At 72.1% G+C, this 14,588-nt stretch carries 8 protein-coding genes; 3 read left to right on the plus strand and 5 right to left on the minus strand.

Annotated elements, in window-relative coordinates:
- The first annotated feature begins 79 nt into the window (after nucleotides 1–79).
- A complete protein-coding gene (locus tag OZ403_RS04750) occupies nucleotides 80–667 on the plus strand; it encodes a cysteine dioxygenase (protein ID WP_268783586.1) in 588 nt (195 codons plus the stop codon).
- Here the strand turns inward: OZ403_RS04750 and OZ403_RS04755 are convergent.
- The 3 genes from OZ403_RS04755 to OZ403_RS04765 form a co-directional block, all read right to left on the minus strand.
- On the minus strand, nucleotides 597–1,598 hold the full coding sequence (locus OZ403_RS04755) for a sensor histidine kinase (RefSeq protein WP_140787704.1): 1,002 nt from the start codon (nucleotides 1,596–1,598) through the stop codon (nucleotides 597–599). The genes OZ403_RS04750 and OZ403_RS04755 overlap by 71 nt on opposite strands.
- A gap of 165 nt (nucleotides 1,599–1,763) precedes the next feature.
- Nucleotides 1,764–2,795: a hypothetical protein gene (locus tag OZ403_RS04760; protein WP_140797299.1), complete on the minus strand. Its 1,032-nt coding sequence runs from the start codon at nucleotides 2,793–2,795 to the stop codon at nucleotides 1,764–1,766.
- 245 nt (nucleotides 2,796–3,040) lie between these two features.
- Nucleotides 3,041–4,450: a serine/threonine-protein kinase gene (locus OZ403_RS04765; protein ID WP_140787708.1), complete on the minus strand. Its 1,410-nt coding sequence runs from the start codon at nucleotides 4,448–4,450 to the stop codon at nucleotides 3,041–3,043.
- A 230-nt stretch (nucleotides 4,451–4,680) separates the two neighbouring features.
- On the opposite strand from OZ403_RS04765, the gene OZ403_RS04770 reads away from it, so the two are divergent.
- Together OZ403_RS04770 and OZ403_RS04775 are read left to right on the plus strand one after the other, a co-directional pair.
- Nucleotides 4,681–6,987 (plus strand): PAS domain S-box protein, encoded by a 2,307-nt coding sequence (locus OZ403_RS04770; RefSeq protein WP_140853108.1) that lies wholly within the window; start codon nucleotides 4,681–4,683, stop codon nucleotides 6,985–6,987.
- On the plus strand, nucleotides 6,984–8,762 hold the full coding sequence (locus OZ403_RS04775) for an OPT/YSL family transporter (RefSeq protein WP_140873325.1): 1,779 nt from the start codon (nucleotides 6,984–6,986) through the stop codon (nucleotides 8,760–8,762). The genes OZ403_RS04770 and OZ403_RS04775 overlap by 4 nt, the downstream gene beginning before the upstream one ends.
- On the opposite strand, the gene OZ403_RS04780 is transcribed toward OZ403_RS04775, so the two are convergent.
- A complete protein-coding gene (locus tag OZ403_RS04780) occupies nucleotides 8,755–12,768 on the minus strand; it encodes a serine/threonine-protein kinase (RefSeq protein WP_268783587.1) in 4,014 nt (1,337 codons plus the stop codon). The genes OZ403_RS04775 and OZ403_RS04780 overlap by 8 nt on opposite strands.
- 93 nt (nucleotides 12,769–12,861) lie before the next feature.
- Nucleotides 12,862–14,364 (minus strand): Do family serine endopeptidase, encoded by a 1,503-nt coding sequence (locus OZ403_RS04785; protein ID WP_140860694.1) that lies wholly within the window; start codon nucleotides 14,362–14,364, stop codon nucleotides 12,862–12,864.
- Nucleotides 14,365–14,588: the final 224 nt, after the last annotated feature.

The raw sequence follows: 14,588 nt of genomic DNA on the forward strand, positions 1-14,588 counted from the left end.
GCCCGGATGTCCGGCCCTCCTCCCTGGGCAGGGGGTTGGTCCGTGCTCACACTCCGTCGCACACGCGGGGGGAAACACCATGCGCGAGCCCATCATCGACCAGCGTGAGCACGGCGCGGTGGCCCAGGCGCTGCTCGGCTGGCCACTGCCGGAACAGACAGAGGACATCGTCTCCATGGCGTGGCTGGTGGAACGGCTGCGCTCCAGCAGGGTTGACTGGGGACTGCTGGACAAACTGGTGCGCTTCGAGCCCTCGGGCTACACGCGGCAGACGATTGCCCGGACGCCAGCGTGCGAGCTGCTGCTCGTCTCCTGGCTCCCCGGGCAGGCGTCCCGCGTCCATGACCATGGCGGCTCCGGGGGCGCCTCCTGGCTGGTGCGCGGGATGCTGCGAGAGACGCGCTTCGCGTGGGCGGGGGACCGGCTGGTGCCCGAGGTCATCGTGGGCGCGAGCGAGGGCGACCTCCTGGTGGAGTTTCCGGACACCATCCACCGCATCGACAACGTGTCCCGCCATGGGGCGGTGTCCCTGCACCTCTACGCGCCGCCGATGCAGGGGATGACGCCGTACGACGCGAGCCTGGCGCCGGAGTCGCTCAGGCCACCGCGTCCGCTTGCTGCGGAGCGCGAGGCGCCTGGGCGAAGGCGCCGGCCACGGGCAACGTGACGCGGAAGATGCTGCCCCGCTCCGGGCCGCTCTCCACCGTCAGGGTGCCGCCCAGCGACGTCACGATGCCATGGCACACCGCCAGCCCCAGGCCCGTGCCCACGCCCAGGGGCTTGGTGGTGAAGAACGGGTCGAAGATGCGCTCGCGATGCTCCGGGGAGATGCCGCAGCCGGTGTCGCGCACCTCCACCGCCACCCGTCCGGCCTTCGACTCGCAGGCGACGACGTGGACCTCGTTATTCTCCACCTCGCCGGGGACGATGGACTGCGCCGCGTTGAGCAGCAGGTTGAGAAACACCTGACCCAGCCGCGCGCCGTTGCCCTGGACCGGCGGCAGGCCTTCACACTCCACCACCAGCCGCGCGCGGTGCCGCAGCTCGTGCATGGCCATCTTCGCCGCCGTGCGCACCACCGAGCCCAGGTCCGACGGGCCCGTGCCCACGTCCTCCGCGCGTGACAGCGTCTGCAGGTCCCGGACGATGAGGCGGATGCGCTCTGCGCCGTCGCGCGTCTCCGCCAGCGCCTCCAGCACCTCCTGCCGGTCCTGCTCGGACAGGTGCTCCTTCTGCTGCAGCTCCTGGTGGATGTACTCCAGGTTGCTGAGGATGAAGGCCAGCGGGTTGTTGATTTCGTGTCCCACGCCCGCGGCGATGCGGCCCAGCGCAATCAGCCGATCCGCGAACAGCAGCTGCGCCTGGGTGGCGCGCAGCTGCTCCAGGCTGCGGGACAGCTTGACGTTGGCCGCCTCCAGCGCCGCGGTCCGTTCGCGGACCGTCTCCTCCAGCAGCGCCGCCTCCTGTGTGGAGGACCGCGGCGCGCGAAGCCGCACGCCATTCACGGTGGGGCCCTGGAGCGTGTCGAAGGCGCGCCGCAGTGTTCCGCGCCGCTGTGCCACCGCCGACATCAGCATCACCCTCGCTCGCAGCGTCATCGCGTCCGGCTCCAGCGGTGTGGTGTCTGTTCGTGGAAAAACCCCGAGTCGCGACAGACCCGCGTAGTCAACACTGTCATGGCGGTCAGGGGCAAGGGACGGAAGGGTGGTGACAGCGTGCGCCGCAGGACGGAGGCAGTGTGTTCCATCCGAGCACCCGCTGCATCAGTAGGGGCACGGGCCGCAGTCCGCCTGGCAGCTTCCCGCCGCGACGCCGTCGCCGCAACGTTCAGTGAACTGACAGACGCCGTCTCCACAGTGGTGGATGTCCTGTGGCTGCAGACGCGTCGTGAGCGGCTGGAAGGTCCGTCCGTTATACGTGCAGGTTTCGTAATAGGGCGGCTCGCCGTGGGTGGGCGGGTTCTTCTTGTCCGCGTCCCGGTCGAAGGGGAGGGCCTCCGTGGCGGCGCGTTGGCAGAGCGACTCGCAGGTGCCCGCGTGGATGATGGGCAGGCAGTCCGCCTGGGCGGGGTTCGAGGGCAGGCCGCAGGCGCGCACGCTGCTCTCGTCCTCGCGCAGGTAGCCGCGGTCCGTGGCGGCGAAGACGCCGGTGCCGTCGAAGAGGTTGCCGAAGAAGCACGCCTCCCGCTCGCTGAACGTCGACAGCTCCTGCTCCGTGTACGACAAGGCGGCGCCCCGCGCGTTGCGGCCCAGCACGGAGATGGCGACGGGAATCCCGAACTTGTTCGCATGGGCCGCCAGGCAGGCTGAGACGATTTCTTCTTCCTGGACTGTCGCCGGTGCGCCCGTGGCCCAGTTGTGTGCCAGACCCAGGCCTCCTTCCCAGGTGTACTTCACTCCCGTCACCGGGTTGGTGTACTTGCGCTGCTGATTCCCCTTCGCCGCGCACCGGATGATGTAACGCATGATTTCATCGGCGCGTGCGGGGTCCTGGTTGAACCAGTTGGAGAATCCAGTCGTGGACAGCCCATGGGTTGACAAGCCATTGATGGACAGTCCGTTGGTCGAAAGGCCATTGGTTGACAAGCCATTGGTCGACAATCCGTTGCCCGACTCGGCCGACCCGTGGGATTCGCACAACGTCCACGTATCACCCGCGAGCTCCGCTGGACCACATGCCCCGCCTCCGAATCCCAGTGTCAGGCCCAGCAGCCCTCCGGCGATGCGCGGCCGGCGCAGGTGTTTCAGGCAGTGATTGATTCGGATTCCAGACAGAAACGCTGGCATGAGACGCATGGCTTCCCCCGTTTCGGGGAGCGAGCAATGCCTGCTCCCCGGATGCCATCAGTTCCAGCTTCCACGAACTAAAACACTGTCGCTGATGGATGAGACCAGTGTGACGGTGTTCAAGTCGTGAGAAAATATGGCTCGGCGGGAATATTCGGGTGGGGGTCTGCCCGGAGACACCTGGTGTGTGTCATGGGCGACGGCGTCACGCCCACCTGCTCGCAAGCTGATAACAGATACGTGTTTTCCGTCAGCTAATCGCTCTCGTCGAACTCCAGGGCGAGCGACGCCGCTGGGGTGAGCGCGAAGCCATCCGCGGTGCGCAGGCGCCAGGTGCCCACGTCGGTGACGGGGCCTCCCACGACCTCCGACTCCGAGGCGTCGCCGCGCGTCTCCGCCTGGCCCAGGTGGACACAGAGGTGGACGCGGGCGTTCACCGGGTCCGCCAGCTTCTGCGCCATGTCCTGGAGCACCCGCAGCGTGCGCTCCGCCTCGCGCAGGTACTCGGTGCGCTCGGCGCTGGGGGCGCCGTGGTCCAGCGGGTGCACGGCCAGCAGGGAGGTGCCGGACTGGAGCGCCAGCAGGAAGCCGCCGCCGCGCAGGCCCTGCTCGAGCCCATCCAGCACGTCCGCGAGCACCGCGTACACGGCGTCGTCATCCTGGGCGGAGGCGGCGAGGACGACCTCGGCGTGGACGGCCAGCGCCAGCCGCGTGCGGCGCGTGGGCTGGACGGGCTCCTCGGCCGCTTCGCTGAGCGCGGCGAGGAAGGCCGTCACGCTGCCGAAGCGGCGGCTGCCGTCCTTCTCCAGGCAGCGCAGCACCACCGCGTCCACCGCCGGGGACACCGCGGCGATGGCGCTGGGCCGGGGCGCGGGCGCTTCCAGGTGCAGCCGCTCCAGCTCCATCCGGTCCTCGCACTGGAAGGGATAGCGGCCGGTGATGAGCTGATGCAGCAGCACGCCCAGCGCGTAGATGTCCGTGTGCGGGCCAATGGGGCCGCCGCGGAACTGCTCGGGCGCCATGGCGTGCGCGGTGCCCAGCCGCTGGCCGGCGATGGTGAGCCCTTCCTGTGAAGGCTCGGCGTGCAGCAGCTTGGCGATGCCGAAGTCCAGCAGCTTCACCCGGGGGCGCTCACCTTCCTCCACGACGAGGATGTTGCTGGCCTTCAAGTCGCGGTGGACGACGCCCGCACGGTGCGCGGCCTCCAGCGCTCCGCAGACGGGCTCCAGGTACGCGAGCGCGCGCGTCGACGACAGCCGGCCGCGCTCCAGCACCACCTGACTGAGCGTGCGGCCGGTGAGCAGCTCCATGACGTAGTAGGGGCTGCCGTCCGGCATCAGCCCGAAGTCGTACACATCCACGATGTTGGGGTGGCGAATCTGGTTCACCACGCGCGCCTCGCGCACGAAGCGCTTGAGCATCTCCCCCTGGTCCGCCAGGTGCGGGTGGAGGACCTTCACCGCGGCCCGTCGGCCCAGGATGCGGTGCTCCGCCTCGTACACGCTGCCGTGTCCGCCCGAGGCGAGCAGCGCCTTGAGGACGTACTCCCCGGCCAGCGTGCCCGGGCCTCGCTGCGCACGGGAAGGTTCGCTCTGGGCCCGCTCGGATGCATGCAGGTCCGCTCGGGCCTGGATGCGAAAGGTGCTCTCGGAGTCCGCCGCCATGGGGTGCCTCATCCTTACACCTTTCCCCAGGGAGTCTGCGCTGGCGCCGGGTTGAATTCCCGCCGCGCCGCGGCATCGGCGTGTGGGCGTTGGTCACCCATCGGGGAGGACGTGGGCGCGTCCCGCGGGGTGTTCGCTGGCGGAAGGTCTGCTGCCCTGGAGTCGGGGGGGATTGGACGGAGGGGCCCTGGCACTGATGGGATTCAGGGGGCGTGACGCTTAGAGCGGGGATGGCGGGAGAGTGGGGCTTCGGGCGAGCGTCGGGGGGCTGCTACATGACGACGTTGGATGAACTCACGACGTGCGCGGGCCTTGCCTTGGCGCCACCGTCCTCCACGGGAGCCTGTCTCATCCTCATCAGCACCACCACGCCGGCAGCCATCGGCAAGGCCTACCGTCTGGACCAGGGCGAGCACATCATCGGCCGCGGTTCCGACGTCACCGTGCGCATCGACGACCACGGGGTGTCGCGCAAGCACGCGCGCGTCGTTCGCGCGGGCGACGGTGCCTGCCACGTCACCGACCTGGACTCCACCAACGGCACGCTGCTCAACGGCGTGCCCGTCAGCACCGCCGAGCTGATGGAAGGGGACCGGCTGCAGATCGGCACCGTCACCGTGTTCCGCTTCTCCAAGCGCGAAGTCCTGGAGCAGCGGGAGGAGCAGCTTCGCCAGGCGCTGACCGCCGCGCGCGTGGGCATCTGGGACTGGAACGCGCAGAGCGGCCGGGTGACGTGGAGCGAGCAGGTGGACCGGCTGCTGGGGCTTCCCGTGGGGAAGCTGTCCGGCCGCGCCATGGAGCTGTCGGAGGTGGTGCACCCGGCGGACCTGCCGCGCGTGAGCGAGGTGCTGGGCGCCGCGCTGGAGAAGAAGACGCAGGTGGACGTGGAGTACCGCATCGAGCCGCAGGGGAGCGGCTGGCGGTGGATTTCCTGCAAGGGTGATGTGCTGTGTGACGCCTCGGGCGCGCCGGCGCGGGTGACGGGCACGGTGATGGACATCACCGCGCGCAAGCTGGCCGAACAGGAGCTGCACCGCCAATCGCTCATCTTCGAGAGCATCTACGACGGCGTGGTGATTACCGACCTGGGCGGCGGCATCATCGACTGGAACTCCAGCGCCGAGCGCATGTTCGGGCGGCAGAAGTCGGAAGCGCTGGGCCAGACGCTCTTCAGCGTGCTGCACCCGGATGAGCCCGACCGGCTCACCGGCCTGATTCTCACCGCGCTGGACAAGCAGGGGCGCTGGTCCGGAGAGCTGGAGTTCAAGCGCCGTGACGGCACCACCTGCTGGTGCGAGTCCGTCGTCGTGCCGCTGCGCGACAGCGAGGGGCGCGCCATTGCCAACATCATGGTCCACCGCGACACGACGGAGCGGAAGCAGCTCCAGGCGCACCTGGTGGTGGCGGACCGGCTGGCGTCGGTGGGCACGCTGGGCGCGGGCGTGGCGCACGAAATCAACAACCCGCTGGCCTACATGCTCGTCAACCTGCACCTCATCCGCGAAGGGCTGGAGCGGCTGGAGAGCCAGGCGCCCGCGGCGCCCGTGGCGTCGTTGCAGCAGCTGGTGCGTGAGACAGCGGAAGGCGCGGAGCGCATCGCCACCATCGTCCGCGACCTGAAGGTCTTCGCGCGCGGCGAGCAGGAGGCGCGGCTGATGCCGGTGGACGTGCGCCGGGCGGTGGAGCTGGCGTGCAAGATGGCGGACAACGTCATCCGCCACCGGGCGCGGCTGGTGACGGAGTTCGAGCCGGTGGCGCCGGTGGAGGCCAGCGAGTCGCGGCTGTGCCAGGTGTTCCTCAACCTGCTGCTCAACGCGGCGCAGGCGATTCCGGAGGAGGGCACGCCGGGCGTGGAGCACGAGATTCGCGTGGTCATCCGCGCCGGAGAGAGGGACCGGGTGGTGGTGGAGGTCCGCGACACGGGCATGGGCATGGGCCAGGAGGTGCTGGGCCGCATCTTCGACCCGTTCTTCACCACCAAGCCGGTGGGCGTGGGCACGGGGCTGGGGCTGTCCATCTGCCACGGCATCATCGAATCCATGGGCGGCTCCATCCAGGCGGAGAGCGAGCCGGGCCGGGGCAGCACGTTCCGCGTGGTGCTGTGCGCCGCCACGCGCGAGCTGGAGGTGCTGCCGCGCCTGTCCGCCGCCATGCAGGCCAATGCGCGCGCGCGCATCCTGGTGGTGGATGACGAGCCCAACGTGACGCTGGCGCTCCAGCGCTCGCTGGCCGCGGACCACGAGGTGGCCACCGCGAACAGCGCCCAGGCCGCGCTGCGGCTGGTGAGCGACGGCGGCCGTTTCGACCTCATCCTCTGTGATGTGATGATGCCCGGGATGACGGGCATGGACCTGTACCACGAGCTGGGCCGCTGCGCCCCGGAGCAAGCTGGACGCATGGTGTTCATGACGGGGGGCGCCTTCACGCCGCGCACGGTGTCGTTCCTGCGTGACGTGCCCAACGCCAAGATTGCCAAGCCGCTGGACCTGATGCAGTTGCGCGAGCTCGTGGGCCGCTCCGCCGAGGCGGGGCGATGAGCCACCCGGTGAGTGGCCTCTCTGGAACGGACCCTTCGGAGGTCGCGCCCGCGCCCTCCCTGTCCCTGGTGACGGAGCGCCCCGCGGCGCTGGAGTTGACGACGCGCGCGCTGGGCATGGGCCTGCTCATTGGTGGGCTGCTGGCCGTCACCAATGTGTACATGGGGTTGAAGACGGGCTGGTGGGAGAGCGGCTCCGTCACCGCCGCGGTGCTGGGCTTCAGCGCGCTGGCCTCGGTGTCCCGCAGGCGCGGCGTGCCCTATACGCCGTTGGAGAACAACCTCACGCAGACGGCCGCGGCGGCCGTGGGTGCCATGCCGGCGGCGGCGGGCCTCTTGGGCGCGTTGCCAGCGCTGACGCTGCTGGGCACCTCCGTCCCGGGCTGGGGTGTTGCGGTGTGGAGCGTGGCGCTGGGGGTGTTGGGCGTACTCGCCGCGCACCTGTTGCGGCGTCGGCTGGTGGCCCAGGAGGCCCTGCCGTTTCCCACCGGCATCGCCACCGCGGAGCTGATTACCGCGATGCACGCGTCCACGGGGGGCACGGTCCGCGCGGGCCGTGGACGGCTGCTGGCGGGCGCGGGCGCGGTGGCGGTGGCGGTCACCGCCGCGCGGGATGCGTTCAAATGGCTGCCTGGGATGACGGCGCTGCCCGGCACGCTGGCGGGCCTCCCCGCCGCGTCGCTGACGTGGGGCGTGGGGTGGAGCCCCATGCTGCTGGCCATTGGAATGATGACGGGGCCGCGCCTGGGCCTGAGCATGCTGGCGGGCGCGGCGGTGGCGTGGGGCGTGCTGGCGCCGGGGCTCGCGGGCGCGGGTGTGCTGGCGGACACGCGCTACGAGACGCTCTCCGCCTGGCTCACGTGGCCGGGCGTGGGGCTGATGGTGGGCTCGGCCCTGGCGGCGCTGCTGGCTCAGGCGCGCGACTTCCTGAGCGCGGCGCGTGACGTGGGCAGCCTGGGGCGGGGCGCGGCGGTGCCGTCCTGGGCGCTGGGCGCGGGCCTGGCGGCGTGCGTGCTGGCGGTGGTGGTGGGCGCGGCGCTGTTCGGCCTCAGCGTGCCGTACATGTTGCTGGCGCTGGTGCTGGTGCTGCCCCTGTGCGCGGTGTGCGCGCGCGGCGCCGGACAGGTGGACGTGTCCCCCGTGACGCAGATGGGGCAGGTGACGCAGGTCATCTTCGGCGCGCTGCTGCCGGGGGCCATGGCGCCCAACGTCGCCGCGGGCGCCGTGGTGTCAGGCGCGGCCGCGCAGACGGGCGTCAGCATGTGGTCGCTCAAGGCGGGGCACCTGCTGGGGGCCTCCGCGCGTCACCAGCTCGCCGCGCAGCTCGTGGGCGTGCTGGCGGGTTCGGTGGTGGGCGTGCCTGTGTACCTGCTGCTGTCCAGGACGCATGGCCTGGGCTCGGAGGCGCTGCCCGCGCCCTTCGCCCACCAGTTCCGCGCGGTGGCGGAGGTGGCGGTGCGAGGGTTGGACGGGCTGCCGCCTCACGCGGCGCTGGCGGCCTGCGTGGCCGTGGGCGTGGGCGCGCTGCTCACCCTGGTCTCCCGCGGCCGGGCGGCGCGGTGGCTGCCGCTGCCGGTGGCGCTGGGCATCGGCTTCATCCTGCCGGCCTACTACGCGGTGACACTGTGCCTGGGCGCACTGGGACTGGCGGCGGCGCGTTGGCGCTGGCCCCAGGCCGCGGACCGGGACACGTCCACGCTGGCGGCGGGCGCCATCGCGGGCGAGTCGCTGGCGGGCGTGCTCATCGCCGCGCTGATGGCCTTCGGCCTCACGTAGCCGGCGAAGACTCGTGCACCTTCTCCAGTGAGCGGCGGATGCGGCCCTCCATGAGATTGGGCACGTGCCGCGCGCGCTCCAGCGCCTCGCCCAGCACGCGCGCTGCTTCTTCCCGGTCGCCCCGGCGCAGCGCCGCCAGCCCCATCATCTCCAGGACCTCCAGCGGCTCCTGCTCCACGGACACCTGCGCGGAGCGCTCGCGCAGGGACCACCACGCCTCGGGGGCGGCGTCTCGGGTGGCCAGCTCCACCATGGAGAAGAGGACCTCCTCCGACGGGCTCAGCTCCACGCCCGGCGGGCCTTCCGCCATCACCTGCCGCACCTGGGCCAGCACCTCGCGGGCACGGGTGTGCCGGCCCATCCAGGCCAGGGCCCGCGCCTGGAGCAGCAGGGCCCACGGGCGCGACGCCACCTCCGGGTGTCGTCGCTCCAAGGCAATGGCGCGAGCGATGTGGGGCGCCGCGGCGTCGGCGTCGCCGGCCTGGTAGTGCAGCTCACCGAGGTTGTGCTCGGCGAAGTACTCCCAGCCCACCATGCCCAGCTCGCGGCCCAGGTGCATGAAGCGCTCCTGGTCCTTCAGCGCCCGCGTCAGCTCCTTGCGCGCTACCCACAAGTTGCGCCGGTTGTTGATGGCGCTGCCCAGGTGGAAGTGGTCACCGCGCTCGGTGCAGGCGGTGATGACCTCGGTGAGCACGTGCTCCGTCTCGTCGATGTCGCCCAGGTTGGGAAGGATGACGGCCAGCAGCAGCTGCGCCACCACCTGCGTCTCATAGCCAGCATCGCCCAGGCGGCGCGCGCGCTCGGCGGCGGCCTCCAGGGGCATGCGCGCTTCCTGCCACTCACCCTTGCGGAACTGGGCGCGTCCCAGCGCCAGCAGCAGCCGAGCCTGTACGTAGGGCGAGGCCACGGTGGCCGCCAGGTGCTGGGCCTCCAGCGCGCGGGCCTCGCTGCGCGTGTAGTCGTTCACCCAATCCAGCGCCATGGCCTCGTCCAGCAGCAGCTCCACCTCCGTGCGCGTGTGGCCCAGCCGGCGGGCACGCTCGCGGGCCGCGGCGAAGTCCGCCAGCGAGTCGTCATACCGGCCAATGCGGATGCGCATCAGGCCCCGGCCGCGCAGCGCGGTGAGGCAGCGCAGCTCGTCGGTGGGCTCCAGCAGCTCCAGCGCCCGCGTGTACATGGCCTCGGCGTCGAGGAACGCGTGGCGGCCCCGGGCGGACTCGGCCAGGTCGATGGAGAGCGCGGCGGCCTCGTCGCGGCGCCCGGCGGCGGCCGCGTGCAGGGCCAGGCGAGGTAGGCGCTGGCGCTCACCGGCGCCGGCCGCGCTGAGGAAGTAGCGGTAGGCGGCGTGGTGGACGTGCTCGCGCTCGGCGGCGGGCAGGGTGGAGGCCACCGCCTCGCGCAGCAGCTCGTTGCGGAAGCTCAACCCTTCGTGGCGGTGGGATACCAGCAGGCCGGAGTCCAGGAGCCGCTTGGTGGCGTGGCCCGCGTCCAGGGGGAATCCGCCCGCGGCGCCTTCGCGCTCCAGCTCACGCACCACGCCTTCGGCCGTGGCCGCGGTGAAGTCCGTGCCCAGCATCGCGCACAGGCGCGCGTGCGCGGCCAGTGATGGCGGCAGCGCGCCCAGCTCGCGGTCCGCCAGCCACTCCACCAGCCGCAGCTCGGGCACCTTCTCCAGCCCGTCTGTGACGAGGTACCAGCTCCCGCCTGGCGCGCGCTGGCGCACCAGGCCCTGGCGCTTGAGGCCGCGCACCAGCTCCACCAGGTAGAGGGGGACGTATTGCGCGCGCTCGACGATGCGCTCCACCGCTTGCGCGGGCACGTTCTCCACCGGCTTGAGCAGCAGGCGGCACAGCGACTGCGCCTGGTCGGCCGCCAGCACCGGCAGGGCCAACGTGGCCTGCTTCGCGGCGCGAGTGCCCCAGGTGGGACGGCTCTTCTCGAAGCCCGGGCGCGCCAGCACGCACACCCACAGGGGGACACTGGCCTCGGCGAGGCAGGCGTACTCCAGCGCGTCCAGCGCCGTCTCCTCCGCGAAGTGCGCGTCGTCCAGGACGAGGCACAGCGGACGCTCGCGGGCATTGGCGGCCAGCAGCTCACCGGCGGCGCGCATGGCCAGCGAGCGAAGCGCACCGGGCGCGGCGGCCCAGCTCTGGAGCTCCGGACCACCGGGCGTGTACCAACCCAGCGTGGCGGCCACGCCGGGCCACAGCTCGGTGCCCAGCGTGGGGCCCAGGCGCTGGAGGATGGCGGCGCGTGTCTGCTGCTCGGTGTCCGTGTCGTCGCGCTCGAAGGCGTTGAGGGCGCACCGCAGCAGCGTGCGCAGGGTGCCGTCGGGGTCGCCCTGCACCGGCTCCCGGGAGCGCGAGCAGTACACCCGCGCGTGGGGCAGCAGCAGGCGGAGGCGGCGGGCGAGGGTGGCGGCCAGGTGGCTCTTGCCCAGGCCGCGCTCGCTCAAAACGGTGACGATGGTGGGCGTGGCGCCGCCCACCGCGGAGCGTGCGCTCTCCAGCAGCTCGGCCAGCTCCGCCTCGCGGCCCACCAGCACCTCGCTGCCCAGTTGTAGGACGGTGATGTCCGGACGGGGCGCGGCGCCTGGCGGCGCGGGGCGCAGCAGGCCCCGCAGCTCCGGCACCTCCATGCAGGGCACTTCGGGCACGGCCTCGGCGGCGGCGGGAGACAGCAGGAGGCCATGGGCCTCGGGCCCGCTGGGATAGCGGTCCTCGCGGGACAGGATGGCGCCCAGGTAGCGCGGCGCGCCGGTGGGGCGGCGCTGCACGGTGACTGCGGACACGTCCACGAGGCCGTTGGGCGACAGGCCCCGCTCCGCCAGCCCTTCCGCGGCGCGCATGGCGCGGCGCACCGGGTTCTCTCCCGCGTCCGGGTCGAAGACGGCGGCGATGCGCTGGGCGTCGGAGAAGGCCAGGTGGCCGCCATAGGAGGCCAGGGCCTTCTGGAGCGATACTGGGTTGGCGCGCGAGGTGAGGAACAGGATGGCGACGGAGCGGCGTACCTGTGCGGGGCGCGGCTCGCCCGGCGCCGCGGGCCGAGGCGTCGCGGGCTCGGTGGCGCGGAGGGCGTGCTCGAAGGCCTCGCGCAGCGCGCTGCCCAGCGCGGCGGCGTTCTCCGGACGTCGGGCGGGCTCCTTCGCCAGACAGCGCAGCACCACCTCCTCCACCGCGGGCGCCACGGGCGCGAAGTCGGACGGGGGCGGGGGGCGCAGCGACAGGTGGGCCTGGAGCACGTCCGGGGTGGGGCCGAAGAAGGGCGGCCGTCCAGTGAGCATCTCGTAGAGGAGGACGCCCAGCGCGTACACGTCCGTGCGCGTGGAGATGTCCGCGTTGCCCGCACATTGCTCGGGGGCCATGTACTCCGCGGTACCGGCGAAGCCAGACGCGTCACTGGGCGTGGAGGCATCGCTGGGCTGCGAGGCGCTCTCCGTGGTGGCGCCCCGCACCAGGCCGAAGTCGAAGACGCGCACGCGGCCCGTCGCTTCGTCGACGAAGAGGTGCTCCGGCTTGAGGTCGCAGTGGGCGAGCCCGTGCGCGTGGACCTGGGCCACCGTGTCCACCACGGCCAGCGCGCGGGGGGCCAGCTCTTCAGGGGGCAACGGTCCCGGGGCGCGGGCCAGCCGGTCCGCCAGGGTGGGCAGCGGCACGTACTCCATGGCCAGGAAGCGCGCGCCGCCCGTCAGCGCGCCCGCCTCGTAGAGCGCGGGCACCGTGGGCGGCCCGAGCACGCGCAGGGCCTCCGACTCACGGGCGAGCTGGGCGCGGCCCAACCAGTTGCTCCCACGGGCCACCTTGATGGCCACACGCAGGCCGTCCGCTGCGCGCAGGGCGCCCAGCAGCACGCCGAAGCCCCCCTGCGCGAAGACGCCGTCCACCTGGTAGCCCGGAACAGCGGGCACAGGGGACGGCGAGGGCGTGTCTCCCTGAGGAGGCGGTCCTGGCGGGCACGGCGCATGAGAGCCTTCCCATCGCCGTCCGCATGTCTGGCATCGCGGCACGGAGGGGACTCTACGTCAGGTGTCCGCCGGTTTCAGAACCCCCGGGGTCGTCTACGTACCATCCCGGGGGTCCAGAGTTTCCCACCACCGCGCTCAGCGTTCCGGGACTTCCACCGCGCGCAGCAGCGTGGACTCCGAACCCGGCATGCGCACGCGCAGGAGCAGCGCGGCGCCGGGCTTCGCGGACGTCAGCGCCTGGGCGGCGTCCGACACGCTGGCGATTTTCTGGTCGCCCACCTGGACCAGCACCATGCCCGGCACCAGTCCTCCGCGCTCGGCGGGGCTGCCCGGCTCCACGGCCACCACCTGCGCGCCGCCGTCCCGCGTGTCCGACAGCTGCACGCCCAGCCGCCTCGGCGCGGAGGCGGACGCGTTGCGCGGAAGCACCTCTTGCTCGCCATTCTGCGCGGGCCGCGTGCCCAGGGTGACGTCCATTGACTGCGCCTTGCCACCGCGCAGCAGGTCCACCTTCACGCGGCTGTCGGGCTGGAGCAGGGCCACGGCGCGCGTCAGCCCGCCCGCGGACTCCACCGGCTTGCCGTTCACGGAGGTGATGACGTCCTCCTCGCGCAGGCCGGCGCGCTCGCCCGGGCTGCCGCGGTTGACGCCTGCCACCACCGCGCCCTTCATCGCTTCCAGGCCCAGCGCCCGCGCCAGGTCCGGCGTGAGGTCCTGTACGGCCAGGCCCAGCCAGCCGCGACGCACCACGCCCGTCTCCTTGAGCTGCGGCAGCAGCGCCTGGATGAGCTTGCTGGGCACCGCGAAGCCGATGCCCGTGGCGCCGCCGACGATGGCGGTGTTCATGCCCACCACCTCGCCCTGCATGTTGAAGAGCGGCCCGCCGGAGTTGCCGGGGTTGATGGCGGCGTCCGTCTGGAGGAATTCGTCATAGGGGCCCGCCTGGATGTCGCGGGCCCGCGCGGAGAGGATGCCCGCGCTCACGCTGGACGCCAGGCCGAAGGGATTGCCAATGGCCATGACGGCGTCGCCCACGCGCAGCGCGTCCGAGTCCCCCAGCGGCACCGCCGGCAGGTTGCCCGGCGCCCCCTTCAGCTTCAGCAGGGCCACGTCGGTGAGCGGGTCGCGGCCCATCACCTCCGCGTCGAAGGCACGTCCGTCATCCAGCTTCACGCGCACCTGATCGGCGTCCTCCACCACGTGGTTGTTGGTGAGGACGATGCCGGAGGCGTCGATGATGAAGCCGGAGCCCGCGCCCTGGCGCGCCGGGCCGTTGCCTTCGCCGCCGAACCCGGGCGGCAAGCCGAAGCGCTCCGCCATGCCGGGTGGCAGGCGCTGCATGGCGGCTGACCTGCGGGGCCGCGCGCGCACCTCCACGTTGACCACCGCGCCCTTCACTGCGTCCACCAGCGGCGCCAGCGAGGTGATGCCGCCCTGGCTTCCGGCCACGGCCGGATTGAAGAGCGCCTTCTGGATGGGCGGCGCCGCCTGCGCCGGAACAGCGGCGGCGACCTGGGCGGTGGGAGCGGGCGGCGCCGCGGACGCGGAGCCAATCGCCTGGCCGCAGGCGCCAAGCGTCGCGGCGGGAAGAAGGACCAGTGCACTGAGGAAGCGGCGGGAGGGGAGCGAGCAGGCCATCGTTCGTTCTCCAATCGAGAGGGAAAATGCCGGTCCAGGCGAGGGGCCTGCGCGAGAAAGGTCCCACCTTGGAGGGGTGGAAGGTGATGCCCTGCGGCCGACTGTCCCCCGACGTCAGCAGCGGTCATCGCCATGGGGCTTCTTGCGTGAGCCCCGCGCCCGAACCGATGCTGGGAGGCATTGCAGTTGGCGGGCCAACGCTCCTCGCCCTCGGGATGCCTCGG

Origin of the sequence: Myxococcus sp. NMCA1, from assembly GCF_026810205.1 — a bacterium.
Taxonomy (GTDB): domain Bacteria; phylum Myxococcota; class Myxococcia; order Myxococcales; family Myxococcaceae; genus Myxococcus; species Myxococcus xanthus_A.

Bases quoted from the DNA above. Each gene is read 5' to 3' on its own strand.
- OZ403_RS04775 (WP_140873325.1), top strand. From the start codon at position 6,984: ATGAGCCACCCGGTGAGTGGCCTCTCTGGAACGGACCCTTCGGAGGTC.
- OZ403_RS04760 (WP_140797299.1), bottom strand. From the start codon at position 2,795: ATGCGTCTCATGCCAGCGTTTCTGTCTGGAATCCGAATCAATCACTGC.
- OZ403_RS04755 (WP_140787704.1), bottom strand. From the start codon at position 1,598: ATGACGCTGCGAGCGAGGGTGATGCTGATGTCGGCGGTGGCACAGCGG.
- OZ403_RS04765 (WP_140787708.1), bottom strand. From the start codon at position 4,450: ATGGCGGCGGACTCCGAGAGCACCTTTCGCATCCAGGCCCGAGCGGAC.
- OZ403_RS04785 (WP_140860694.1), bottom strand. From the start codon at position 14,364: ATGGCCTGCTCGCTCCCCTCCCGCCGCTTCCTCAGTGCACTGGTCCTT.
- OZ403_RS04750 (WP_268783586.1), top strand. From the start codon at position 80: ATGCGCGAGCCCATCATCGACCAGCGTGAGCACGGCGCGGTGGCCCAG.
- OZ403_RS04770 (WP_140853108.1), top strand. From the start codon at position 4,681: ATGGCGGGAGAGTGGGGCTTCGGGCGAGCGTCGGGGGGCTGCTACATG.